The 21,789-nt window shown below is 64.8% G+C and carries 28 protein-coding genes; 3 read left to right on the top strand and 25 right to left on the bottom strand.

What is annotated here, in order from left to right:
* Positions 1 to 2: 2 nt before the first annotated feature.
* The 4 genes from EOJ32_RS06380 to gcvA all read right to left on the bottom strand — a co-directional run bounded on the left by EOJ32_RS06380 (position 3) and on the right by gcvA (position 2,687).
* Complete coding sequence (locus EOJ32_RS06380; protein ID WP_080620506.1) at positions 3 to 284, bottom strand: VirB3 family type IV secretion system protein; 282 nt, start codon at positions 282 to 284, stop codon at positions 3 to 5.
* A complete protein-coding gene (locus tag EOJ32_RS06375; RefSeq protein ID WP_028710779.1) occupies positions 284 to 613 on the bottom strand; it encodes a TrbC/VirB2 family protein in 330 nt (109 codons plus the stop codon). Before EOJ32_RS06375 ends, EOJ32_RS06380 begins: the two co-directional genes overlap by 1 nt.
* Complete coding sequence (gene trbB, locus EOJ32_RS06370) at positions 610 to 1,608, bottom strand: P-type conjugative transfer ATPase TrbB (protein ID WP_080620505.1); 999 nt, start codon at positions 1,606 to 1,608, stop codon at positions 610 to 612. The genes EOJ32_RS06375 and trbB overlap by 4 nt, the downstream gene beginning before the upstream one ends.
* A 191-nt stretch (positions 1,609 to 1,799) precedes the next feature.
* On the bottom strand, positions 1,800 to 2,687 hold the full coding sequence (gene gcvA, locus EOJ32_RS06365) for a transcriptional regulator GcvA (protein ID WP_080620504.1): 888 nt from the start codon (positions 2,685 to 2,687) through the stop codon (positions 1,800 to 1,802).
* A 127-nt stretch (positions 2,688 to 2,814) separates the two neighbouring features.
* Here gcvA and EOJ32_RS06360 point away from each other — a divergent pair, with 127 nt between their 5' ends.
* From EOJ32_RS06360 to EOJ32_RS06350, 3 genes are read left to right on the top strand one after another with little or no spacing between them, the layout of a single operon-like run.
* Positions 2,815 to 3,519 carry an SDR family oxidoreductase gene (locus tag EOJ32_RS06360; protein WP_080620503.1) on the top strand — a complete coding sequence of 235 codons (705 nt, stop codon included), beginning with the start codon at positions 2,815 to 2,817 and terminating at the stop codon, positions 3,517 to 3,519.
* Between the two features lie 4 nt (positions 3,520 to 3,523).
* Positions 3,524 to 4,462 carry a DMT family transporter gene (locus tag EOJ32_RS06355; protein WP_080620502.1) on the top strand — a complete coding sequence of 313 codons (939 nt, stop codon included), beginning with the start codon at positions 3,524 to 3,526 and terminating at the stop codon, positions 4,460 to 4,462.
* Positions 4,459 to 5,019, top strand: coding sequence for a pyridoxamine 5'-phosphate oxidase family protein (locus EOJ32_RS06350; RefSeq protein WP_080620501.1), 561 nt, complete (start codon positions 4,459 to 4,461; stop codon positions 5,017 to 5,019). Before EOJ32_RS06355 ends, EOJ32_RS06350 begins: the two co-directional genes overlap by 4 nt.
* A gap of 101 nt (positions 5,020 to 5,120) precedes the next feature.
* Here the strand turns inward: EOJ32_RS06350 and EOJ32_RS06345 are convergent, their stop codons facing one another.
* The 21 genes from EOJ32_RS06345 to EOJ32_RS06245 all read right to left on the bottom strand — a co-directional run bounded on the left by EOJ32_RS06345 (position 5,121) and on the right by EOJ32_RS06245 (position 21,502).
* Entirely contained in the window at positions 5,121 to 5,549 is a 429-nt protein-coding gene (locus EOJ32_RS06345; protein ID WP_080620500.1) for a ribbon-helix-helix protein, CopG family, read from the bottom strand.
* Between the two features lie 4 nt (positions 5,550 to 5,553).
* Positions 5,554 to 7,539, bottom strand: a complete 1,986-nt coding sequence (locus EOJ32_RS06340) for a conjugal transfer protein TraG (protein ID WP_089389005.1) — start codon at positions 7,537 to 7,539, stop codon at positions 5,554 to 5,556.
* Positions 7,540 to 7,564: 25 nt separating this feature from the next.
* On the bottom strand, positions 7,565 to 9,304 hold the full coding sequence (locus EOJ32_RS06335; RefSeq protein ID WP_080620499.1) for a VirD2 family relaxase/mobilization nuclease: 1,740 nt from the start codon (positions 9,302 to 9,304) through the stop codon (positions 7,565 to 7,567).
* A 243-nt stretch (positions 9,305 to 9,547) separates the two neighbouring features.
* Positions 9,548 to 10,312, bottom strand: coding sequence for a lytic transglycosylase domain-containing protein (locus EOJ32_RS06330; RefSeq protein ID WP_080622748.1), 765 nt, complete (start codon positions 10,310 to 10,312; stop codon positions 9,548 to 9,550).
* 2 nt (positions 10,313 to 10,314) lie between these two features.
* A complete protein-coding gene (locus EOJ32_RS06325) occupies positions 10,315 to 10,650 on the bottom strand; it encodes a DUF736 domain-containing protein (protein ID WP_080620498.1) in 336 nt (111 codons plus the stop codon).
* Positions 10,651 to 10,718: 68 nt separating this feature from the next.
* Positions 10,719 to 11,264: a S26 family signal peptidase gene (locus tag EOJ32_RS06320; protein WP_080620497.1), complete on the bottom strand. Its 546-nt coding sequence runs from the start codon at positions 11,262 to 11,264 to the stop codon at positions 10,719 to 10,721.
* Complete coding sequence (locus tag EOJ32_RS06315; RefSeq protein ID WP_080620496.1) at positions 11,261 to 11,746, bottom strand: DUF2840 domain-containing protein; 486 nt, start codon at positions 11,744 to 11,746, stop codon at positions 11,261 to 11,263. The genes EOJ32_RS06320 and EOJ32_RS06315 overlap by 4 nt, the downstream gene beginning before the upstream one ends.
* A complete protein-coding gene (locus tag EOJ32_RS06310; protein ID WP_080620495.1) occupies positions 11,743 to 11,997 on the bottom strand; it encodes a hypothetical protein in 255 nt (84 codons plus the stop codon). Before EOJ32_RS06310 ends, EOJ32_RS06315 begins: the two co-directional genes overlap by 4 nt.
* Complete coding sequence (locus tag EOJ32_RS06305; protein ID WP_080620494.1) at positions 11,994 to 12,737, bottom strand: site-specific DNA-methyltransferase; 744 nt, start codon at positions 12,735 to 12,737, stop codon at positions 11,994 to 11,996. The genes EOJ32_RS06310 and EOJ32_RS06305 overlap by 4 nt, the downstream gene beginning before the upstream one ends.
* A complete protein-coding gene (gene parA, locus EOJ32_RS06300; RefSeq protein ID WP_080620493.1) occupies positions 12,734 to 13,387 on the bottom strand; it encodes a ParA family partition ATPase in 654 nt (217 codons plus the stop codon). Before parA ends, EOJ32_RS06305 begins: the two co-directional genes overlap by 4 nt.
* A complete protein-coding gene (locus EOJ32_RS06295; protein ID WP_080620492.1) occupies positions 13,384 to 14,559 on the bottom strand; it encodes a replication initiator protein A in 1,176 nt (391 codons plus the stop codon). Before EOJ32_RS06295 ends, parA begins: the two co-directional genes overlap by 4 nt.
* A gap of 18 nt (positions 14,560 to 14,577) precedes the next feature.
* On the bottom strand, positions 14,578 to 14,859 hold the full coding sequence (locus EOJ32_RS06290) for an AlpA family transcriptional regulator (RefSeq protein ID WP_080620491.1): 282 nt from the start codon (positions 14,857 to 14,859) through the stop codon (positions 14,578 to 14,580).
* A 141-nt stretch (positions 14,860 to 15,000) separates the two neighbouring features.
* Positions 15,001 to 15,453, bottom strand: coding sequence for a DUF2285 domain-containing protein (locus tag EOJ32_RS06285; RefSeq protein ID WP_226341155.1), 453 nt, complete (start codon positions 15,451 to 15,453; stop codon positions 15,001 to 15,003).
* A 97-nt stretch (positions 15,454 to 15,550) separates the two neighbouring features.
* Positions 15,551 to 15,775 (bottom strand): transcriptional regulator domain-containing protein, encoded by a 225-nt coding sequence (locus tag EOJ32_RS20340; protein WP_080620489.1) that lies wholly within the window; start codon positions 15,773 to 15,775, stop codon positions 15,551 to 15,553.
* A gap of 110 nt (positions 15,776 to 15,885) precedes the next feature.
* Complete coding sequence (locus EOJ32_RS06275) at positions 15,886 to 16,164, bottom strand: DNA -binding domain-containing protein (RefSeq protein ID WP_080620488.1); 279 nt, start codon at positions 16,162 to 16,164, stop codon at positions 15,886 to 15,888.
* 96 nt (positions 16,165 to 16,260) lie between these two features.
* Positions 16,261 to 16,509 (bottom strand): helix-turn-helix transcriptional regulator, encoded by a 249-nt coding sequence (locus tag EOJ32_RS06270; protein ID WP_080620487.1) that lies wholly within the window; start codon positions 16,507 to 16,509, stop codon positions 16,261 to 16,263.
* Between the two features lie 443 nt (positions 16,510 to 16,952).
* Positions 16,953 to 17,327 (bottom strand): hypothetical protein, encoded by a 375-nt coding sequence (locus EOJ32_RS06265; protein WP_080620486.1) that lies wholly within the window; start codon positions 17,325 to 17,327, stop codon positions 16,953 to 16,955.
* 447 nt (positions 17,328 to 17,774) lie between these two features.
* Positions 17,775 to 18,329 carry a hypothetical protein gene (locus EOJ32_RS06260; protein WP_080620485.1) on the bottom strand — a complete coding sequence of 185 codons (555 nt, stop codon included), beginning with the start codon at positions 18,327 to 18,329 and terminating at the stop codon, positions 17,775 to 17,777.
* A 553-nt stretch (positions 18,330 to 18,882) separates the two neighbouring features.
* Entirely contained in the window at positions 18,883 to 19,284 is a 402-nt protein-coding gene (locus EOJ32_RS06255; RefSeq protein WP_080620484.1) for a single-stranded DNA-binding protein, read from the bottom strand.
* A 705-nt stretch (positions 19,285 to 19,989) separates the two neighbouring features.
* Positions 19,990 to 20,406, bottom strand: coding sequence for a hypothetical protein (locus EOJ32_RS06250; protein ID WP_127898012.1), 417 nt, complete (start codon positions 20,404 to 20,406; stop codon positions 19,990 to 19,992).
* A gap of 160 nt (positions 20,407 to 20,566) precedes the next feature.
* On the bottom strand, positions 20,567 to 21,502 hold the full coding sequence (locus EOJ32_RS06245) for a DUF2493 domain-containing protein (protein WP_080620483.1): 936 nt from the start codon (positions 21,500 to 21,502) through the stop codon (positions 20,567 to 20,569).
* Positions 21,503 to 21,789: the final 287 nt, after the last annotated feature.

The following is a 21,789-nucleotide window of genomic DNA, read 5'->3' as shown; positions in this document are numbered from 1 at the left end:
CCTCACACCGAAAGATGGCCGGGGATGCGAAGATGGCGGCGCGCGACCTCGACGAAGAGCGGATCGCGTTTGGCGGCCCAGACGGCGGCGATGTGACCGACGGCCCAGATCAGGATGCCTGCAAGCCATAGCTGAAGGCCGAGGCCGACGGCGCCAGCCAGCGTGCCGTTGAGGATCGCGACGGATCGGGGCGCCCCGCCGAGCAGGATCGGCTCGGTCAGGGCGCGGTGAACCGGCACCGCGAAGCCCGGCACGGTATCGAGGGCCTCGAAGCTCACGGCCATCAGACCAGCGCCCCCCCGCCGAAGCTGAAGAACGACAGGAAGAAGCTCGATGCCGCGAAGGCGATGGAGATGCCGAAGACGATCTGGATCAGCCGCCGGAAACCGCCGCCGGTATCGCCGAAGGCCAGTGTCAGGCCCGTGACGATGATGATGATCACCGCCACGATTTTCGCCACTGGACCTTCGACGGATTCGAGGATGGATTGCAGCGGCGCCTCCCAGGGCATGGAGGAGCCGGAGGCCCAGGCCGGGGACGTCATCAGGCTCACCCAGGCGAAGGCCGATGCGGTTGCGATATGGTGGCGGATACGGAAGGCACGACGGATCATGCAGGTTCTCCAGTGTTGTGAGTGGTGTCGGGTTCTGAAAAGGCTGAGGAAATTCGGTAGTCTCCGTCCGGCCCGAGCCCCTCGACGCGGGCAAGCTCGGCAAGGCGGCGGGCGGAACCGCGCCCGGAGAGGACGGCAACAAGGTCGATGGTTTCCGCGATCATCGCGCGCGGCACGGTGACGACCGCTTCCTGGATGAGTTGTTCGAGGCGGCGCAGCGCGCCGATGCCGGAACCGGCATGGATCGTTCCGATCCCTCCGGGGTGGCCGGTGCCCCAGGCTTTGAGCAGGTCCAGAGCTTCGGCCCCACGGACCTCACCGATCGGGATACGGTCGGGGCGCAGGCGCAAGGACGAGCGCACCAGATCGGACAGAGTGGCGACACCATCCTTGGTCCGCATGGCGACCAGATTGGGCGCCGCGCATTGCAACTCGCGGGTATCCTCGATGATTACGACCCGATCCTGCGTATTCGCCACCTCGGCGAGCAGCGCATTGGTCAGCGTGGTCTTGCCGGTGGACGTGCCGCCCGCGACCAGGATGTTCGCGCGCGACTGGACGGCGGCGCGGAGTGCTTCTGCCTGATCCTCGGACATGATGCCGGCCGCCACATAGTCATCGAGGGTGAACACCGCGACGGCGGGTTTGCGGATGGCGAAGGCAGGCGAGGACACCACCGGGGGCAGCAACCCCTCGAAGCGCTCTCCCGATTCCGGCAGCTCCGCCGAGACCCGTGGGCTGCGCGCATGCACTTCGACGCCGACATGGTGGGCCACCAGCCGCACGATGCGCTCGCCATCGGCGGCGGACAGGATCTCGCCGGTATCGGCCAGCCCTTCGGACAGCCGGTCGACCCAGATGCGCCCGTCGGGATTCAGCATGACCTCGACGACAGACGGGTCTTGCAGCAAGGTTGAGATGGCAGGCCCGAGCGCCGTCCGGAGCATACGCGCGCCGCGGTCCACCGTTGCCTGTTTGTGGTTGATGCCTGCCATCTCGTCCCCGTTCCACCGGGGAGGCGAGAGACGATCCCCGGATGGGGATGACTAAAAGAGACCCAAATCGGGTCGTTTCAACAAGTTTCGACCGTCGTAGTAGCGTAGCGCGCAAATACAGGAGAACGGCGGTGACCCCATCTAGGACCAAGCCTGAAAGCAGCGCCTTGGTCCTTGTCAGGTGATTCGGTTCATCGCGCGGCGGTCAGGAGCCAGCTCCGCACATCCGCTGTCGGTTCAGGGTGGCGCGGCTTGCGCGGCGAAACCAGGTAGAAGTCCGAACCGACGCGCAATTCCGTCGCGAAGGGGCGCGCGAGGCGGCCTGCATCAATATCGTCCTGCACGAAGAACAGGCTCGCTAACGCCAGACCCTGACCGGCGACAGCCGCGTCAACGGCGAGCGATGTCTGGTTGAAGCGAATGTTCTTGGCTGAGGCGGTCACGCCACCCGGATAGGCTCGTTCGAGGAACTGTGGCCAGAAATTATGTGCGTCGTGTAGGAGCGCATAGCGCGTGAGATTGTCGTCCTCGTCGGGCGGACCGAGCTTTTCGAGGAGAAGCGGGCTGGCAACTGCGACGATCACCTGCTCGAACAGGAGTTCGGTGTTGAGGCCCGCCCCGAAGGGTGGCCGCCCATAGCGCACGGCGATGTCGACCGCATCCGTCTGGAAGCTGGAAAGCCGATCCGTGGCAAGGATACGAAGGTCTATATCCGGGTGTGTGGCGGTAAAATCTGGCAGGCGCGGGATCAGCCAGCGTGATGCGAAGGTCGGCGTGACGCTGATGGTCAGGTGCCTGGGTTCCGGCTTCAGCATTTCGGTCGCCTCGGCGATCAACTCGAACGCCCGGCGGATATTGGCAACGTAGCTGCGGCCCGCCTCCGTCAAGGCCAGCGTGCGTGGCTGGCGCTCAAACAGCTTCAGCCCGAGTTCGGCTTCCAGCCCGCGAATCTGCTGCGCGACCGCCCCTTGCGTGACGCCCAGCTCCTCGGCCGCGAGCCGGAAGTTGAGATGCCGCGTCACGACCTCGAATACGCGCAGGCCGTTGAGCGAGGGGAGTCGAGGGAAACCTTCCGGCATAGGATAGATTTTCTACAGAGTGATGGGAGTGGAACTGGTTCGTATCCCGTTTCAAAGGATGATACCAATCCATAGTGCCTCCGTATAGGCGGCTTCCACGATCAATTCTCTTTCAGAGGCCACGGATATGACAGTAGAAAAAATCGCAATCATCACGGCTGGCGGTAGTGGAATGGGCGCGGCTGCTGCGCGCCGGCTGGCGGCAGATGGGTTCAAGGTCGCGGTTCTCTCGTCCTCTGGCAAGGGTGAGGCACTGGCACAGGAACTCGGGGGCTTCGGCGTCACGGGCTCGAACCAGTCGAATGACGACTTGAAGCGCCTCGTCGACGGCACCCTTGAGCGTTGGGGACGTATCGACGTGCTGGTCAACAGCGCCGGCCACGGCCCGCGCAAGCAGATCCTCGAAATCACCGACGAGGACTGGCACGCAGGGTTCGACACCTATTTCCTGAACGTCGTGCGGCCGGCTCGGCTCGTCGCTCCGACCATGCAGAAGCAGAAGGGCGGCGTCATTATCAACATCTCGACGGCCTGGGCCTTCGAGCCGAGTGCGATGTTCCCGACCTCGGCCGTTGCTCGTGCCGGGCTCGCATCTTTCACCAAGATCTTCGCCGATACCTATGCGGCCGACAACATCCGCATGAACAACGTGCTGCCCGGCTGGATCGACAGTCTCCCCGCGACCGAGGAGCGCCGCGACGGCGTGCCTTTGAAGCGTTACGGCACCTCCGAGGAAATCGCGGCGACGGTTGCCTTCCTCGCTTCCGATGGCGCGGCCTATATCACTGGCCAGAATATCCGGGTCGACGGCGGCGTCACCCGCGCCGTGTAAGCCCATGAAGAAAACCGCCTGGCTTGCCTTCTGCTTCCTCGGATTCATCTGGGGAAGCAATTTCATCTTCGTCAAATGGGCAGCGGAATACATCACGCCGGCTCAGATCACGCTGCTGCGCGTGGTCTTCGGCTTCCTCCCTGTTTTTCTGTTCGCGCTGTCTCGGGGCGAACTGCGATGGAGCCATGCCCGTCATGTGCATCATTTCGCGGTCATGGCGCTGGTGGCGACCGCGCTTTACTATTTCGCCTTCGCCAAGGGCACGGCCTTGCTGCCGTCGAGCATCGCCGGAATGCTGAGCGGGGCGATCCCGCTCTTCACCTTCGTCTGCGCTTTCCTTTTCCTGCGCGAGGAACGCATCACGGCGACAAAGGCGGTCGGCGTCGCCCTCGGCTTTCTCGGCGTGTTGCTGATCGCGCAGCCGTGGTCGGTCGGTGGCGACATCGAGATGGCAGGGGTCGCCTGGATGATCGCGGGCACCTTCAGCGTCGGTTGCTCCTTCGTCTATGCCAGAAAATTCGTCAGCCCGCTGAAGCTGCCAGCCGCCGCCTTGACGACCTACCAGATCGGCATCGCAATGCTTCTGCTGTTCATGGTGATCCCGGTCGAGGGGATTGGCGCGGTCTTCGCCGACGACCGGGCCTGGATCGGCCTTGTCATCGGTCTTGGCCTCTGCGGAACCGGCCTTGCCTATGTCGCCTATTATCACATCGTCGAAAACCTCGGTGCGCTGGCGGCTTCGAGCGTTACCTACATTCCTCCGGTCGTGGCCCTGGTGATCGGCGTCGTGTTCGTCGGCGAGGCGATCCAGCTGATCGGCTACCTGGCGATGTGCCTCATCCTCGCGGGGGTCGCTCTGCTTCAGTTCGGGTCGCGGAAGGTGGCACCGGAGGTCGAGCCAGATGCCGGTGTCGGCCTTGCTCCTGCCGGAAAAGCACCATGAAGCAGGCATTGCTCCATGATGTCTGGCTGGTGCTGGCCGATGCGGTCAAACAGCGAACGCCCTTTACGCTGATGCAACTCGCGACCGTCGGCGAGGACGGTGCGCCGAAGATCCGAACCATCGTGCTGCGCAGCTTCAACGAGGCATCTACGAGTCTGTCCTTCATCACCGACCTGCGTTCGCCCAAGGTTCGGGAGATCACGGCCAATCCGTGCGTATCGCTTGCCGGCTTCGACAATGAGAGGGTCGTTCAACTGCGCATCGACGGTCGGGCGGAGATCATCGAAGACGAGACGAGGCGGCGGGACTTCTGGAACGCGCTGCGCCCGCATACACATATCCTCTTTCGGTCGGCACTGCCGCCGGGGACAGTGCTGGCCTCGCCGAATGAAATGGAAACCGACGATAGCGATCCGGCGACCGCCTATGCGCGGTTCTGCCTGGTCGAGATCGTCATAAGCCATGTGGAACGATTGGATCTTTCCTCGGAGCCGCACAGGCGATGCAGCTTTAGGCAAGGGCTCCACGGCTGGGAAGGACGCTGGATCGTGCCCTAAGAACGGTTTTGCGATAGTTGTAGCGTTCGCCTCCGTCGCGCCATCGCCGCGAAAAAGCAGTTTACGGGATCGGCATTAATGCAAGCACTCCGCCTGACGATCTATTCGTCCGCTGCCGCTACATCCTCGGTAATCTCCTGCCGCAGCTTCGGTCCCTGTGCGAGGCGTCGGCCGAGCGCAGTGATGAACGCCTCGTATCGCTCGGCCGATTTGGCCTTTGCCGCCTTTGCCGCCGGCTCGGGCAAGGCTGGCGTCGTCATCAGCCAGAAACGAATGAATACCGCCAGGCTCTCGACGGCGATGCCGACATCACGCTCTACCCGCGTCATGCGGCGGTCGATCTGGTCGAGTCGCTTGGCGACGATCGCCTCGCGGCGCTCAGCATCATCCGGCGACACGAAGGATGCGATGGCAGCCTCGGCGATCATGGATTGCGACCGATCCCGGCGTGCGGCGAAGTCGGCCAGCGCCGCAGTGAGGTCTGGATCGAGATAGATCGTGACCTTTGATTTCTTCTTGCGTTGCATCATGGTCCTATAGGTCCATGCCGTCGTTCGGGTCCATGGCAACCTGCCGGGCAATCCCCTGGACCTGCCGGATCATCCGCCGGTTCTGGACAGCCTCCTCGTCGACATCATCGGGCGGGGCGAACTCAAACTCGTTCTCGATGGGCTTTTTCTTCTCCACCGGCTTCACCCGGCTGAGTTCTGGCTGCAAGCGGCGTTCGGATTCGGTCGTATCCTCGTCATCCGTCGTGGGGTTGTCCTCATCCACGGCGGCTTCCGGCCGCGCCGGGAGCGGAAGCGTGGTCCAGTCGTCGGGCCGGGCTCCCTCAGGGCGCTGCAATTCAGGTGGTGACAGAACACGCTCGCGAAACCGGGCGTCCTCGTAGTAGCGCGCCTTCGTCGCCCGGATCGGGGGGATGCCCGCCACCATGACGATCTCCTCATGCGGGGGAAGCTGCATGATCTCGCCCGGCGTCAGCAACTGGCGGGCGGTTTCCGAGCGCGAAACCATGAGGTGCCCGAGCCAGGGCGACAGCCGGTGCCCGGCGTAGTTCTTCATCGCCTTCATCTCGGTAGCAGTGCCGAGCGCGTCCGAGACTCGCTTGGCGGTGCGTTCGTCATTCGTCGCAAAGCTCACCCGCACATGGCAGTTGTCGAGGATAGAGTTGTTCGGGCCATAGGCTTTCTCGATCTGGTTCAGCGACTGCGCGATCAGGAAGCTCTTGAGACCATAGCCCGCCATGAAGGCCAGGGCCGTCTCGAAGAAGTCGAGCCTGCCCAACGCCGGAAACTCGTCGAGCATCAAGAGCAGCCGATGCCGCCCCGTGTTCGCCTGCAGATCCTCGGTCAGGCGGCGGCCGACCTGATTCAGCAGCAGTCGCATCAAGGGCTTGGTGCGGTTGATGTCGGAGGGCGGCACGACGAGGTAGAGCGTGGTCGGCTGATCGCCTCCCACAATGTCGCTGATGCGCCAGTCTGAGCGGCGCGTGACCTCGGCCACGACCGGATCTCGATAGAGGCCGAGAAACGACATCGCCGTCGACAACACGCCGGACCGCTCGTTCTCGGATTTGTTGCGCAGCTCCCGCGCGGCGCTGGCGATGACGGGGTGCGGTCCTGCGTCACCGAGATGCGCGGTTTCCATCATGGCGCGCAGGGTGGAATCCACCGGGCGCTTCGGATCGGAGAGGAATCGTGCCACGCCGGCGAGGGTCTTGTCGGGCTCCGCATAGAGGACATGAAGGATGGCGCCGACGAGGAGCGAATGGCTGGTTTTTTCCCAGTGATTCCTTTTGTCCAACGAGCCTTCGGGGTCGACGAGGATGTCGGCAATGTTCTGGACGTCGCGCACCTCCCACTCGCCGCGGCGCACCTCGAGCAGCGGATTGTAGGCCGAGGACTTTGGGTTGGTTGGGTCGAAGAGCAGCACGCGGCCATGGCGTGCCCGGAAACCCGAGGTAAGCTGCCAGTTCTCGCCCTTGATGTCGTGGACGATGGCCGAGCCGGGCCAGGTCAACAGCGTCGGCACCACCAGGCCGACGCCCTTGCCCGAACGTGTCGGGGCAAAGCACAGCACATGCTCCGGTCCATCATGGCGCAGATACTCGCGATCATACCGGCCAAGGACGACACCATCGGGATCGAGCAGGCCGGCCGCCTTCACCTCGGGTTTCTCCGCCCATCGCGCCGAGCCATAGGTGGCGACGTTCTTCGCCTCGCGCGCGCGCCAGACTGACATGCCGATGGCGACCGCGATGGCGATGAAGCCGCCCGAGGCCGCGATGATCCCGCCCTTGGCGAAGATCGGCGGCGCATAGGCTTCATAGAAATACCACCACCAGAAGAGTGCGGGCGGATAGTAGATCGGGGTGCCGAACAGCTCGAACCAGGGCGGCCCGAGTTGCGCCTGATAGGCAAGGCTCCAGGCGACATATTGGGTGGCGCCCCAGGTGGTGGCGAGGATGATGAGGAAGACGACGCTGATCTGTCCCCAGAGGATCTTGGTGGCGGACATGGGGTTGGTTCCTTTCCGATTGAGGTCAGAGGCCGAGGCCGCGCTTGCGCCCGAAGTCCCAATCGACACCGCCGTCGTCGCGGGCGATGCCGGAGACGTGACGGCCGATCTGCTTCTCAATGGAGGGCGACCAGGGCACGAGCTGGAAGCCGAGGCCATCGTCGATCATGGCGAAGCGGCCTGAGGCGAGCGCGAAGCGCTGGCGATAGGAGCCGGCGACATATTCGCCGCTGGCGGCGCGCTCGAAGGACATGCCGGTCTCGGCCGCGAGCTTCTCGCCGAGACTGTCGAGTTCGCGCCTGCGCAGCGTGTTCAATAGCCGGCGAGCGAAGACGACGCGCCCGCCTTGCCGCTCCGCGAGATCCTCGCCGATCAGATGCTCCGCCCGCTCGTCCAGTGCCTGACGGACCTCGGCGCCGAAGCCGCTATCCGAGAGAGGAACCGGCTCGCGGGCGATGGCCTGGCGGTCGAGCCAGGTCGCGCCCGAGGCCCCCACCTGCGCACCGAGATCAAGATCGGAGCGGACAGCGAGCGCGACGCGGCGCGCACCTTGCGCATCTTCATAGGCGCGCAACTCGACGATTGAGCCGGGCGGGCTGTCACCGGCGGCATCGAGATGAGGGAGCTTGATGTGGTGGGTGCGTCCGTCGACGCCATCGACGACGGCATAGGCCGTGCCCTTCAACTCGTCGTCAAGGCCGCGCTCGACCAGGCGGCCGATGACGGGAACGTCGAGGCTTTCGCCGGCGAGGACATAGCTGGCCGAGCCGCGTTCGATGCCGCGCGCGATCAGGGCACGGTGCATGCGCTTGATGATGTCGCCGCGCTCGCCGAGTTCGCGCAAGACCGTCTCGGCCTCGGGCTTGATGAACCATTGCGAATGGCCGATCTGCCCGGCGACGCCGAGGATTTCGAGGGTGCGCAGCCGCCCGACCTTCAGCGTATGGAACTCGTCCTGCGGTCGGCTGGCGAGCGGGGCAAGATCGACGATGCCGGATTTTCCCGCATCACGGACAAGCTGCCGGTCGAGCTGGGTCCAGCGTTCCGCCTCGATCTGGGCCTCTAGCGCACGGTGAATGTCGAGATCGGTGCGCGGCCCCAGCTCCTGGGTGATGAGATCGCGCGCCCGGTCCCGCATCCCCTCCTTGATGTAGTCGCGGGAGATCACGAGGTCCTGCCCATCGTCGCGAACACCGCGCACGATCAGATGGACATGCGGATGCGCGGTGTTCCAGTGATCGACCGCCACCCAGTCGAGGCGCGTCCCGAGATCCTTTTCCATCTGGCCGACAAGATCGCGCGTGAATGATCGGAGGTCGGAAATATCCGGCGCGTCGTCGGGCGAGACGATGAACCGGAAATGATGCCGGTCATCGCCGCACCGCTCCGCGAAGGCGCGACCATCGGCATCCTCCGTTCCCGGCCCGAACAGCCGTGCCTTCTCGCCATCTCGGGTCACGCCGTCACGGCGGAGATAATCGAGATGCGTTCCGAGCGGCGCGGACCATGCCATGTTGCGCACCACGCGCGCCTTGACGACGGCGCCGCGTGTGCGGGTGGTGATGAGACGATTGGCCTGGACGCTGGCGCGCTGGCCGCGCCCGAAGCGGGAGCGATTGCCGGAAGTCACGCGGCCGGATCGAGAGACGCCACCGCCGGCCTTCTTCGCGGCGGCGAGCGCCTGCGCGATGAAGGGCCGGGTCTGCTGAGCGCGGGTCGAGCGGATGCGCCCCGGCCTTATGCGGAACTCGTGTTCATCGGACATGACACAGCCCCGCACGGTGCAAGACAGTAAGGAAATTCAGGAGGATGGGCGCGAGGCGCACGGTGCGCGAATGCGCGGCACGGTGCGGAACGCGCCGAAAACATGAACAAAAACAACCGACCGACCGAGCCGCACCGTGCGCGCTTTTATCCTGCCATCTTCCGGTCGTGGTGCCTGCCGCCACCCCCCGCGCCCTCCATGACACGCCAGCGGTCGACAGGATGCGAAACCGCACGGAGCCGCTCATGGCTGGTCCTCACCGGCACTGCGAGCGACGAACAGCCCCTCCGGCTGCAAGGCCGTGAGCGTTTCCGGTGCTGCCGGGACGAATGAAGGGGCGTCGCGAGGCGTGGGGTCGGGTGAAGCCGGATCGGAAGCGGTAGCGCCGATTTCTCCCGCCACGAAGATCGCCGCCTCGCGCCAATCGAGCGGTGGAACAACCGACGAGCTGCCCCCCGACGGTCGCTCGCCGAGTAGGATCGGTGTCAGCGCGGCGACGTAGGCGCGTGTCTCGGCCGGAAGCGGACGAGCCGTCGCGCGGTATTCGTCGTAACGGCCGGGACCGGCATTGTAGGCCGCGAGCATCGCGGCCACATTGCCGTAGCGATCCCACATCTCGCGGAGATAGGCCGTGCCCGCGAGGATGTTGTCGCGCGGCTCGAAGGGGTCGCGGCCGAGAGCATGGCGGATGCGCAGATCCGCCCAGGTGTCGGGCATGACCTGCATCAGTCCCATCGCACCGGCGGACGAAATTGCGCGCACGTCGCCCGCGCTCTCAGTGCGCATCACGGCGATGATCCATGTCGTCGGGATGCCGAAGCGTTGCGAGGCTTCCGCAATGTGGGCGTCGTGCGGATGCGCGGCAACCACATGACCGGGCATCGCAGCTTGGGCTAGGACGGGCGGCGTGGTGATGGCTGAAACGAACAGGCCGGAAAGAAGAGAGAGGATGATGCGGCGGCGGACGCCGTATCTCCCGGAGGCGAGACGAATGCAGGAGATGAGCATGGTCATTCCTGCTCGTCGCGCTTCTTTTGGCGGGTCCAGTGCAAGCCCCAGTCGCGTCCGTCCTCGTCCGCCTGGAACAGGCGGGCGCGGATCGGCTGCTGGAAGACGGGATCGTCGAGCAGGACCGAAACGAACGGCCCGGCGCGTTCCCCGGAATGTTTCCAGCCCGCGCCGACTTCCGGTCCGTCCTCGTCGCCGAGGTGGATGCGGTAGGCGGGCGCATTCTCCGCCTCGGCGTTCTCTGCTGGAACGAAGGTCAACTCCGCGTCGAGCGTGAGGGTGCGGACATGCCCGGAATAGCCGGACGGGGTGCGGGTAAATTGGCCGATCTGTGCCATGGGAGGTTTCCTTTGCTATGCGGTGGAGAAGACGCGGGCCGTTCGCACGCCCCGCAGCGGACGCGCCGTCACCGCATCGGCGCGCGCCAGACAAAGCGGCCATCGCCGTCTTCGTCGGTGAAAAGCGGGATCGCGCGGCCGATCACCGCCGAGGCGGGGAACGGGCCGAAATAGCGGCCGTCGAGGCTGTCGCCGACGTCCGGGTTCATCAGGAAGACTTCGCCCTCGGCGATGACGCGGCAGCCCTGCCAGACCGGCAGGTCTCGGCCGAGGCTGTCGCGGTCGCGTGCTTCGCCGAGCGGAACACCATCGACGGCGATGGCGCGGCCGGCGCGGCAGACGCGCTGTCCGGGCAGGCCGATCACGCGCTTCAGAAGCGGCACGTCGCGCGCGACGTAGCCGCGGTCCACCATGTAGGACGCGAACGGCTCAGGTGGCATGACGGCGACCAGATCGGGCATCTCGATCCGATCAGCGGGCGCGACGGTGTAGAACCCGATCGGCACGCTGGCCGATGCGTTCCAGAGCAGCCTTGGCGCGGTCGGAACGAATCCGGCGATGGCGATCCCCAGCGTGGCCGCCGCCGTCACCATGACATAGCGAAAGCGCGTCATGGGGCGATCTCCCGGCGCCGGAGCCATGCCTGATGGCGCTCGGCGGTGTAAGGACGCGGCGCTTCGCCTGCGTTCATCCAGTGGGCGACATGCCGCCAGTGATCGGGATCGACCTGGGCGGGATCGACGCCAATGGCCTCGATCCCGTCGACATGGCGAAGGACGGCCTCAACCTTCGGCCAGCCTTCGATCTTCAGCAGGATTTCGCCGCCCGGACGGACGAAGGGCAGCGTCTGATAGGATTCGCCCGGCGCAACCGCGCGCAGGATGTCGAGGCGCGAAATGATCGTGCCGTGGTCGTTCGCCGCCCAGCGGACGAACGCGAACACCGAACCAGGACCGAAAGAAACGACGCGCCGGTTGCGGTCGAGGATCTGCGTTCCCGCCTCATGGCCGAACCTGATCCAGTATTCGGTCCTGCCCTCCACCCAGGTCAGTTCCACGCGGGTCAGATCGCCATCATGGGCATCGATACCGATCATGGGCGGTCTCCCGCTGTGTCGGGAAACTCGCGCGCAAGCAGGTCACGCAGCATGTCCGCGACGGTGGTGCCGCGCCCGAACGCGGCGATCTTGATCCGCCCGCGAAGCTCGGGCGTGATGTCGATCGTCAGCCGGGCGGAATGGGCGGCTGCGGCGCCATCGCGCGCTGGCCGTCCATCGCCAGCCTTGATCCAGCCATCGGGATCGGCTGGGCGCGTAGCGAAGCCGCGCTTGTCCGTGCCGGCCGTCATGACGGGGCTCCGTCATGGAACGGCAGCACGGTGGCGATGCGGGCGCGGGCGAGATCGGCCATGTCGGCGTCGATCTCGCAGCCGAGATAGCTCCGGCCGGAAAGCCGACAGGCTTCCCCGGCTGCGCCGGAACCGGCGAACCAGTCACCGACAAGTCCGCCTTCCGGGCAGCTCGTGCGGATCAGGATTTCCAGGAGCGCCGACGGTTTCTCGGTCGGATGGATGGCGCGGCCGTGGCAGTTGCGCAGGTAGATGACCGAGCGCATGAGGCGCGGTCCGCCGTCATGGCTAATGTAATGGCCGGCGTCGATCTGGCCGGTATGGGGTGGACGCTGCTTGCGCCGCACCGTGCGGGCCGTTGCGTCGGGCGTGGTCTGGACGTCGTTGTAGATGTCGCGCCAGGCGGTCTCTGCCGGATAGAACTGGACGGCCAGCTCATGCACCCGCTTGAAGCGATCATTGTGAAAGCCGGTGCCGTTCTGCTTCTCCCAGATCACCTCCTGCGCGATGCGCAGACCCGCATTGGCGAAGTGGTCGGCGGTCGCCATGAAGGAACGAAGTGAACCGAAAACCCAGAGCGAGCCGGTCGGCTTGAGGGCGGCGCGCGCCAGCGCGACCCAGCCCTCGACGCGCCGGTCCCAGGCGAGCGAGGTGTCGCCATAGGGCGGATCGGCGAGGATCATGTCGTAGGGAGCGTGCCAGGGCATTTCTTCGCGGCAGTCGCCGGTCAGGATGGTCATTGGCCGACCCTCCCGATGCCCAGCCGCGCAATCTCATCGGTGAGCGCTGCGACTTCACGCGCGGCAGGAGATTGGCGGTCGATCTCGCCTGCGAGACGACCTGACTGTGCAGCGTCGGCGAAGACGACGCGCTGCCCGACAGTGGTGGCAAGGACGGGCGGGTCGTGATCTGCAAGGCTTTCGGCCGTTTCGCGGGCGATGACGGTGCGCGCGCCGCAGCGGTTGAGCGCGAAGCGGGCGACGAGTTGGGGCCGATAGATGCGGGCCTCTGCGAGGAGGGCCAGCATTTCGGCCGAGGCCCAGCCATCGAGGGGCGACGGCTGCACCGGGATCAGCACCAGGTCGGCGGCGAGGAGCGCGGAGCGCATGAGGCTGGCGACACGCGGCGGTCCGTCGATGACGACGTGATCGACATCGCGGGCGATCTCCGGTGCCTCGCGGTGCAGTGTGTCCCGTGCGAGGCCGACGGTGCCGAACAGTCGAGGCAGGCCCTCGCGTGCGCGTTGCTGTGACCAGTCGAGCGCCGAACCCTGCGGGTCGGCATCGAGAAGTGTGACGCGCTTTCCGCCCTGCGCCAGTTCTCCGGCGAGATGCAGCGCCAGCGTGGTCTTGCCGACACCGCCCTTCTGGTTGAGGAGTGCGATGATCATTGGCCGCCTCCCGGCAAGTCGAGAGGAAGGCGGGGTGTGTCGGAACCTTCGGAAGCCTCGGTTCCGCCGGGCTGAGGGGCCGGCTGGGAAGCGCGTGGCGTGGCAGATGCGCCGTTCCTAGCGGCTCTGCTGAGGCTTCTGGCGGTGTCGCGGATGAGGTTTTCCACATCGCGCACGCGCTCTTCAAGGTTAGAGTCTTTGTTAGACTCTAAGTTAAGGGCGCGATTTTGCGAGTGGTCTTCGGGCGTTAAGCCCGATTTCGGTTCCCGATAGCACGAGCCTTGGGTTCCCGATAGCACGATAGTCCGGGTTCCCGATAGCACGAGGCCATTCACAGGTTTTCCACAGGCCGGTGTCGGCTCGAAGGCGAGCAGCATGCGCCCGCCGATCTCGGCTTCCAGAAAGAGCCGGTAGCCCGGCAAGGGCTGGCGTCGGATGATGTCGCGCAACTCAAAAGCGAAGCGTTTGAATGGCGACATGCTGCCGGACTTCTGATGGAGGTGGCGGAAGTCGAAGCGCCAACCCTCACGCTGGCGGCCGCCGTGCTTACGCACTAGGCGGTAGAGCCATCGGTCGAGTCCGCCGGTCAGGTCGAAATAGGTCCGGTCGATGGTCAGCACGAGCGCGTCGTCGAGGACGGCCTGATAGAACCAGTCCGGCACGATCATCTCGATACCATCGGGGCGGCCGTTGCGGTCGGTGCGCTCCTGCCATTCGTTGATCCAGGAGAAGCGATGCCGGCGGCCTTCAGCTGGTTGCCGGATCGAGGTGGAAATGGTGGTCGATTGCAGCCGGTCGAGTGCGGCCTTCAGGCGCTGGTAGTCGCGCAGCGACGTGCCGCGCCCGACATAGGTGAGGATTTCGTAAGGCGTGGCGGCCATCAGCCGGGACGTCCGAAGCCCGGTATCACGGGCTTCGACGATCTGGCTGGCGGCCCAGATCAGGATGTCCGCATCCCAGATCGTCGCCATGCCATGATCGGGGACCGCCTCGACCCGGATCGTCACATTGCCGGCGGCGAAGTCGATGGGCGCGACACGTTTTGACTTGCCGAGGGAGAAGAAGGGATAGGCCATGAGATCCTGCGCGTCTCGTGGCGCGAAGTCGCCGGGGAGCGCCCTGAACAGGTCGAGCTGCCCGCGCTCGGAAAGGGATCGACGTCGCGCCACCATGAAGGGAACTGGGTGCGATCAGCGGGCGGAGCGCCCGACCTGCGGGCCGGTCGGAAGGGCGTGGCGCTTGGCGGGCAGCACGGAGCCACGGGGATCGGAGGTGGAGGTTACCGCACCGCGCTCGGTCCAGGCTTCGAGATCGTCGATGGCATAGACAACCCGGCCGCCGAGCTTGCGATAGGCAGGGCCGGTCCCGTAGGTGCGGTGTTTTTCGAGCGTCCGGGCCGAAAGGCTGAGAAAATCCGCAGCCTCCTTGGTGCGCAGGAAGCGCGGCGGCAAAACGACGGGTTCATGTGGCATGATCGGGCCTCCGGGCTGTTGGGAACGGCCACTGCGAGTCAGCGGCGGGACAACGACCACGGTGGCGGAGGGAGGCCGGCGAGTTGCAGGGCGAAGTTGATGGGTATCGAAATCGCCCACCAGCCCAGGCGTCGAACTACGCTAGCGTTGGCGACGATGACGCAGGAGTTTTCGATAGCCGCCCGCGACCATGGAATGGGCGTCGCGCAGAAGCGCCTTGATCGTGTGGCGGGCCGAAGACGCCTGCCATTCATCGCGGTCGAGCGGCCCGATCTTCAGGATGACTTGCGCGATTTCCTGCTGTGTGGCGCCCGCCCTGTGTCCGTCAAAGGCGCGAAGCATCCGTCGCAGGCGTATGCGCTGCTGCCGGGTCAGCCGCGTATCGGGAGGAATGGCGCGGCCATGTAGGGCGGAGAGGAAGCGGCGGACGGCTTCGATCCGGTCGAAGCCGTCCAGGCCGAGCGGAACGATGGCGACGGCGATCCTGTCGTCGCCGGCCGTGCAGTCGAGGATCTGCAGATGCTGTCCGTTGCCAATATCGAGCCGGTAGTCCTCATCCGTAGGTTGCGAGCGAGGATGGGCGCGCCAGATCACGGTAGCTGCGAGACCGATTTGCTCGTCAAATTCCGATGGCGCGTTCGCCAGTATGACGACGCTCGTGTCCTCCTGCGGAAGCCATAATACCTTGGCGTCAGGTGGCGCAGCCAGCGGATCGACGGGGAAATCGGAGTCCCCACCGCTGCCGGATTCGTTCGGTCAGCGGTTCGGGATCTCCCTGGCCAGAGGCCGATGCCTCAAAATCAGCGTCATAGGCATCGTTGCGGCGGAGCCACTCCCAAGCCAGATCGGATGGCGTCAGCACATCCAGATGCTCGTAGTCTGCCGAAGAACGCCAGGTAGATGCGTTGGGTGTCATCGGAGCCTCCCACGTCACAGCTCAGGAAGTTGGAGAGACTCTACGATTCCCGTTCGGGTTGAATTGAGGAAGCTGGGTCGGGATCAACAGGTGATGCGTCCCGCGCATCGCTATGATGTTCGGTGCTGACTTTCGCGGACCAGTTCGCGATAGCCGCGCTCGGTCATCCAACGCGCTCGTGCGAGATGCGCGTCATGAACGCGGCGGCTACGCTCGGGATCACGCTCTGGATCGAGATTGAAGAGGATTCGAACCGCTTCGCGCCAGTCGGCGCCATCGCGCGCTGCGTCGAGCAGGCGCATATAGAGCTTCATGTGTTCTCGATCATATGGTGTCAGCGTTTGGCTGGACGGTGGTTCGTCAAGAAATGTCTGTGTCGCTTGTCCCATCAGTCGCTCACGATCGGATAACGTATTTGTTAACCATCTCCGGCGGGAGATAGCCATTCTTTTTATGGGCAACGGGTCAATGCGCAGGCCACGACGCTAACCCGGCGTCGGGCTCCGCTCGTGCAGGAGCAAGACGCCTTCGCCCTTATCCGTTGACAGGAAAACGATGCCGGCCGCTTCGAGAGCGCGGCGAACCTGATCGCGAGTCGTCTCGAACACCTCAAGCCCATTTTGGGATTCGAGGCGTTTGAGTGCGGTCAATGCGACCTGGGCCTTGTCAGCGAGCGTCTCCTGTGTCCAACCCAGCAACGCGCGTGCGGCCCGTGATTGGCGAGCGGTGATCATACATGATCACCTCCCACCGAGACCTGCACGCACTCCAGAACTACGACTATAATAGTCGCTCTGCCTTCAAATTCCACTCGAAATTCGGCTGGAATCGTCGTGATCAACCTCGCAGTGGCGGGATAGGCAGCCATCTGATTCGGTCGGACATACGACAGCGTATCGGCGCGGCCAGAATGGCCTGGCCCAGGGAGAGGAGGATGGGTTTGGGAAGGAGGGCGAGGGAACCGTCGCCTCCTTCCCATGGGAGGGTTCAAGGGAGGGGCTTCAGCCCTTCCCTTGGGGAGGATGTTTGAAGGAGGGGGCTTGCCCCTTCCTTCATGGGAGAGCGTTGAGAGGGGCGTGCCCCTTTCATCAGCCCTGCGGGCCGGTCGATCCGGCCGGCAGGGCTTTGACGACGAAGCAAAGACGAGAGGCGGCTTTCGCCGCCTCTCGTCGAAGGGTCAGTCGGTATCCGGTCCCCAGAGCGGATTGCTCTCCGGGTCCTCGATGTGCCCGTAGTCCGGTTCGAAACCGCGAACCACAGCCCCGATCTCGTGACCGCCGATGCTCGTGCGCCCCTGCGCAACGAGGATGCTCACCGCAGTCGGATCGGCCTCGATGGCCCAGATCGCGTCCTCCATATCGTCGTGGGGACCGAGGTTTTCGATGGGGATAACGTCGCCATCCTCGTCGTAGCCGCCGTGCAGATACATCGGCGCCTCGGCCAGACGCTTTGCGGCAAGCTCGGCATCGCGGATAAGCCCGAAAGCCTGCTTGCGATCGCGCCAGTATTCGGCGCTGCCCCCGTCGATACGGATGATCTTTTGTTCGGTCATGTCATGCTCCTTTCTCTCGCTGACGGGAGGGTCGGGCACCGTAGCCGCGAGGGGTCAGGGATCGCGCAGCGACCGCCAGCGGCGGCGAGCGGGGGAGCCGATTTTCTGACGATGCCCTTGGGTATCGGCTGAAAATTGGGGGGACCGTGAAGTCCTTGACGCCGGAGTGGCTGGTGCATGATCCGAAGTCAGAGAGAGAAGAGCCCGCGGCCCCGACTAGGGGCCGCGACAATATTCGGTGGAACCGAAGGGGAGGTTTGGAGGGGTTTCCCCTCCATGGGTGGGGGAGTTTGAGGGGGCGGGGCTTTGCCCTGCACCTTCATGGGGTGAGTTTGAGAGGGGCGGCTTGCCCCCCTTTCATAAGCCCTGCCGAGCGGTCGATCCGGTCGGTATGGCTATTACGACAGGGGAAAAGGTGGCGAGCGGCTTCCGCCGCCCGCCACCTCGCTATCGGTATCGGTATCGGAAGTTGCTGACCGGGCGCTCGTAGATCTCGGGGTCGAGTTGCCCCGCGCCATCGGGGCCAATGCTGGCATCGCAGAGATAGGTGGTGAAGCGGATACCTGTCTGGGCAGCGATCTGCCGGAGGATGGGACCAAGGCCGGACAGATGCTTGTCCTCGACGGTCATCCATTCCGGGATCGGGCCATTGCACCACATGGCCGCAACGGGGTGGTGGTATCCGCCGAAGTCCGGGTCACCATCGACGGCATCCAGCAGATGCCAAGGATAGAACCCCCGGCCGCCGGATTCGAGATCGCCCATGCAGTCGCCGAGGGTCTGTTCAAGGGACTCGCGCACCGTCGGATCGCTTTCGTTCCGTAGCCGCCGCTGGACCTTTGCGCCCTCGCGGCAAGTCTTGAGATGGCCGTTGAGGGCAAGAAGCAGCTTTTCATGGAGGGACTGCGAAAAGCGAGTGTCGCACCTGAAGTAGTTCTTGCGCACCCTGGTTCTGATGCGGCCAAGCTTTCTTGAGAGATTGAGGAAATCGAGATCAGACATTTGTTTCTCCTTTCGTTCTGACGGGAGGAGCCTGCACTGTTGCCGCGAGGGGTCAGGGATCGCGTAAGCCGACCGCCAGCGGCGGCGAGTGGTGGAGCCGATTTTCTGACGATGTTCTTGGGCGTCGGCTGAAAATTGGGGGACCGCGAAGTCCTTGACGCCGGAGTGGCTGGTGCATGATCCGAAGTCAGAGAGAGAGGAGCCCGCGGCCCCGACCAGGGGTCGCGACATTATTCAGCGCAACGCCAAAGGGGAGGTTTGGAGGGGTCTCCCCTCCATGGGTAGGGAGTTGGAGGGGGCGGGGCGTAGCCCTGCACCTTCATGGGGCGAGTTTGAGAGGGGCGGCTTGCCCCCTACTCATTCGGGGAGCATCGGACCAAAAAGTGGTTTCCTGTTTTTGGAAATGATCCGATTCTCCGGCAAGGAAATCGGAGCGCCGGGCGCGAAGGCGCATGGCGTTCCGGTGGGGAATCTTGCGCTGAGCCGGCGGGCGCGACCCACCGTAAACATGGAAGGCCCGGCGGCTTGCGCCGCCGGGCCTCTGGCTTCCCGCTCAGAACGGGATGTCATCGTCGTCGATGAACTTGCCGTCGTCGTTCTCGGTCTGCTTCGCCCGGCTCAGGAAATCGACGGTCTCGGCGATGATCTCGCAGCCGTAGCGGTCGTTGCCCTCCGCATCCTTCCACTTCGTGTAGTGGATGCGGCCGCGAACCAGAACCTTCATGCCCGTGTCGCAATACTGCTGGACCGTCTTGCCGAGGCCGTTGAAGCAGGTGATGCGGTGCCATTCCGTGTCCTGAACCCGATAGCCCTTCTCGTCACGGACCACGCGGCCTTCCGAGTATTTGGGGCGCGACGTGGCGAGGCTGAAGTGGGTGATCGAGGTGCCGCCCTGGGTGGTGCGGGTTTCGGGGGCCTGACCGATGTTGCCGGCGAGGATGACGATGTTCTGCATTGTAAGTCTCCGTTGCTCCTCGGAGGGACCATCCCTCCGACGAGACCCGGCCAAGGCCGTCGGGAGACTCCCGCAACTGCCGCCCTTGCGGCAGCTCGCCCCTAAGGCCCGGAGTGGGGCGGGCAGCCGCGCTCGCGCGGCAACACGGTCCGGAGCCGCCGGGGTTGCTGGTGGAAACCGAACGGACTTAGGGGATCAGTCAGTCGGAGGGATTGGTGCCTTCGAGAGCCAATCGGGGACGCGCAGCAGAACTGGCATCCCTGCCGGTAGCAGCAGCGTGCTGGCCCTTGGAACCCGTATCCATGCCACCGGGCATCCCGATCTAACCCACTTCCCCGTCATGTTCACGCCCCGCTGGAAGGCTGTGTGGCCCGTGACGAGAAGGGCTATCGGGTCTGGAGCGCGGAACCGGCATCGCATCACCTGCATCAATGGCACGAGGTCAGGTCCGGCAGTATTGCGGCAAGGGTTTGAAGGTGATTGCGGCTGTGTTCACGAAATGAAGTGGAAGGATGCGGCTGGCCATCGACTGCACGGCGTCAGCGGGATTCACGCCGATGACCGGCTTCCAGAGCCGGGCAAAGCAGGTCGAGAAAGACGGCAGCGTGACCGCGATGACATGATTTCCTATTCTGAGCAGGAAGCCCGGAGCCCGGTGGTCCAGCCGTCGGGTTTCCATGAGACTGCGGGATCGCGCGCGCCGGCTCAGCGCGAGAACACCGACTCGCCGAGCGCGTTCAGATTGATGATGGCCGAGACGCCGATGACCAGGCCGCCCACGCCGCCCAGAAGGTTGAGCGCGAGGGTCGAGTCTATGGCGTTCTTCGTGACGCCATAGACGAGCGCGTAGCCAGCTATGACGGCGGGCACCGCGAAGAGGGCAAGCGCGATGAGGCGAAGAACAGGGTTCTTGGCAAAGCCCAGGACCACGATCACCAAGACGATGGACAGCAGGGCCGCACCGAGCGCAGCGAAACCGGACATCAGGACGCCGGCTCCCGCGCCCCACGCGTATTGCGCGGCAGTAATGGCCGACATGACGGGCAAAGCGTAGATCGCGAGATTGTAGGCGATCACGCAGGCCGTGATGGTCAAAGAGATGGCGAGCAGGATCAACGTCATGGAAACCTCCAGCGAACGGTTGAGGATCACGACAGGCTGCCGGGAGATGCGCTCCGCCTGCGACTATTCTGCTTCGCCGGTTCTACAAGGATGCTCCAATAGAGGCTCGACCTCGCTTCCTGTCAAGGTTTGGCGGCTGAAAGCCGCCGAACGGCGGCGCTTACGCGCCGCCGTCGAACTTCATGACCGGGATGCCGAGCTTGCGGGCCTTGTCGGCGAGATTCTCCTGAATCCCGGTGCCGGGGAAGACGAGGATGCCGACCGGCAGCACATCCAGCATCGCGTCGTTGCGCTTGAAGGGTGCGGCCTTGCCGTGCTTCGTCCAGTCGGGCCGGAAGGCGACCTGCGGCACCTTGCGGTGGTCTGCCCAGCGGGAGGCGATCAGTTCCGCGCCTTTCGGGGTGCCGCCGTGCAGCAAGACCATCTCCGGGTGCTTGGCATGGACCTGATCGAGCCGCCCCCAGATCAGCCGGTGATCGTTGAAACCGGCGCCGCCGGTCACGGCCACCTTGGGACCGGCAGGCAGCATCACCTCGGTCTCGGCGCGGCGTTTCGCGGCAAGGAAGTCGCGGCTGTCGATCATCGCGGCGGTCAGGTTGCGATGGTTGACCATCGAGCCGCTGCGCGGCCGCCAGGCGCTGCCGGTGTGGTGTTCGAAAGCCTCGGCGGCGAGATCGCGGAAGAGTTCCATGCTGTTGCGCCGTTCGATGAGGGTCTGTCCCTCTGCCGTGAGGCGTTCGAGTTCGACCGACTTCACCTCGCTGCCGTCCTGTTCCCGCTGCATCCGGCGCTGCGCCTGCTCGTTGTCGTCGAGATCGCGTTCCACCCGGCTGGCGGCGCGGTGAAAGAGATTGACCGTCCCCCAGAGCAGCTCTTCGAGATCGGGCTCTAAGCGGGTGTCGCCGAGCGTCGCGACGAGGGCGTCGAAGATGTCGGTGACGGCACTGGCGACGGTATTGCCTTCGGGCAGCGGCCTGGGATCGGGTTCGTCCTGGAAAGGACGCCAGCCGTAGAGCTGGAGTTCGGTGAGGGCGTGATCGGTCTGGGAGGAGGTGTGGACCGGCTCGTCGCCTGCGGAATAGGTTTCGTTCGTCATCGGGAGCGTCCTTTGTCTGGAGACCGCGCCCATCGCGGCCTTCGCAGGCGTCGACGCGCACGGGCGGGACGGGTTGGCAGCCCTCGCCCACTCCGCGAGGGCCTCGATGGCCGGGTTCGGACTATTTTGACTTTCGCGATGCAAAGGCGGGGCTCGTCCCCGCCGGCGGAAAATAGTCCGAAAGCGGCCATTGCCTGCCCGGCCCGTTTGTGCGCCGATCGCCCTCTCAGAAGGCCGTGGGTGCGGGCCTCTCCGACGAAGGATGCGCCTGCCGATGGCCAGCGAAC

The sequence above is a fragment of the Paracoccus sp. Arc7-R13 genome (assembly GCF_004010775.1).
GTDB lineage: Bacteria > Pseudomonadota > Alphaproteobacteria > Rhodobacterales > Rhodobacteraceae > Paracoccus > Paracoccus marcusii.
Note: the sequence above shows the minus strand (reverse complement) of the source record. Positions and strands in the feature narration are given on the sequence as shown.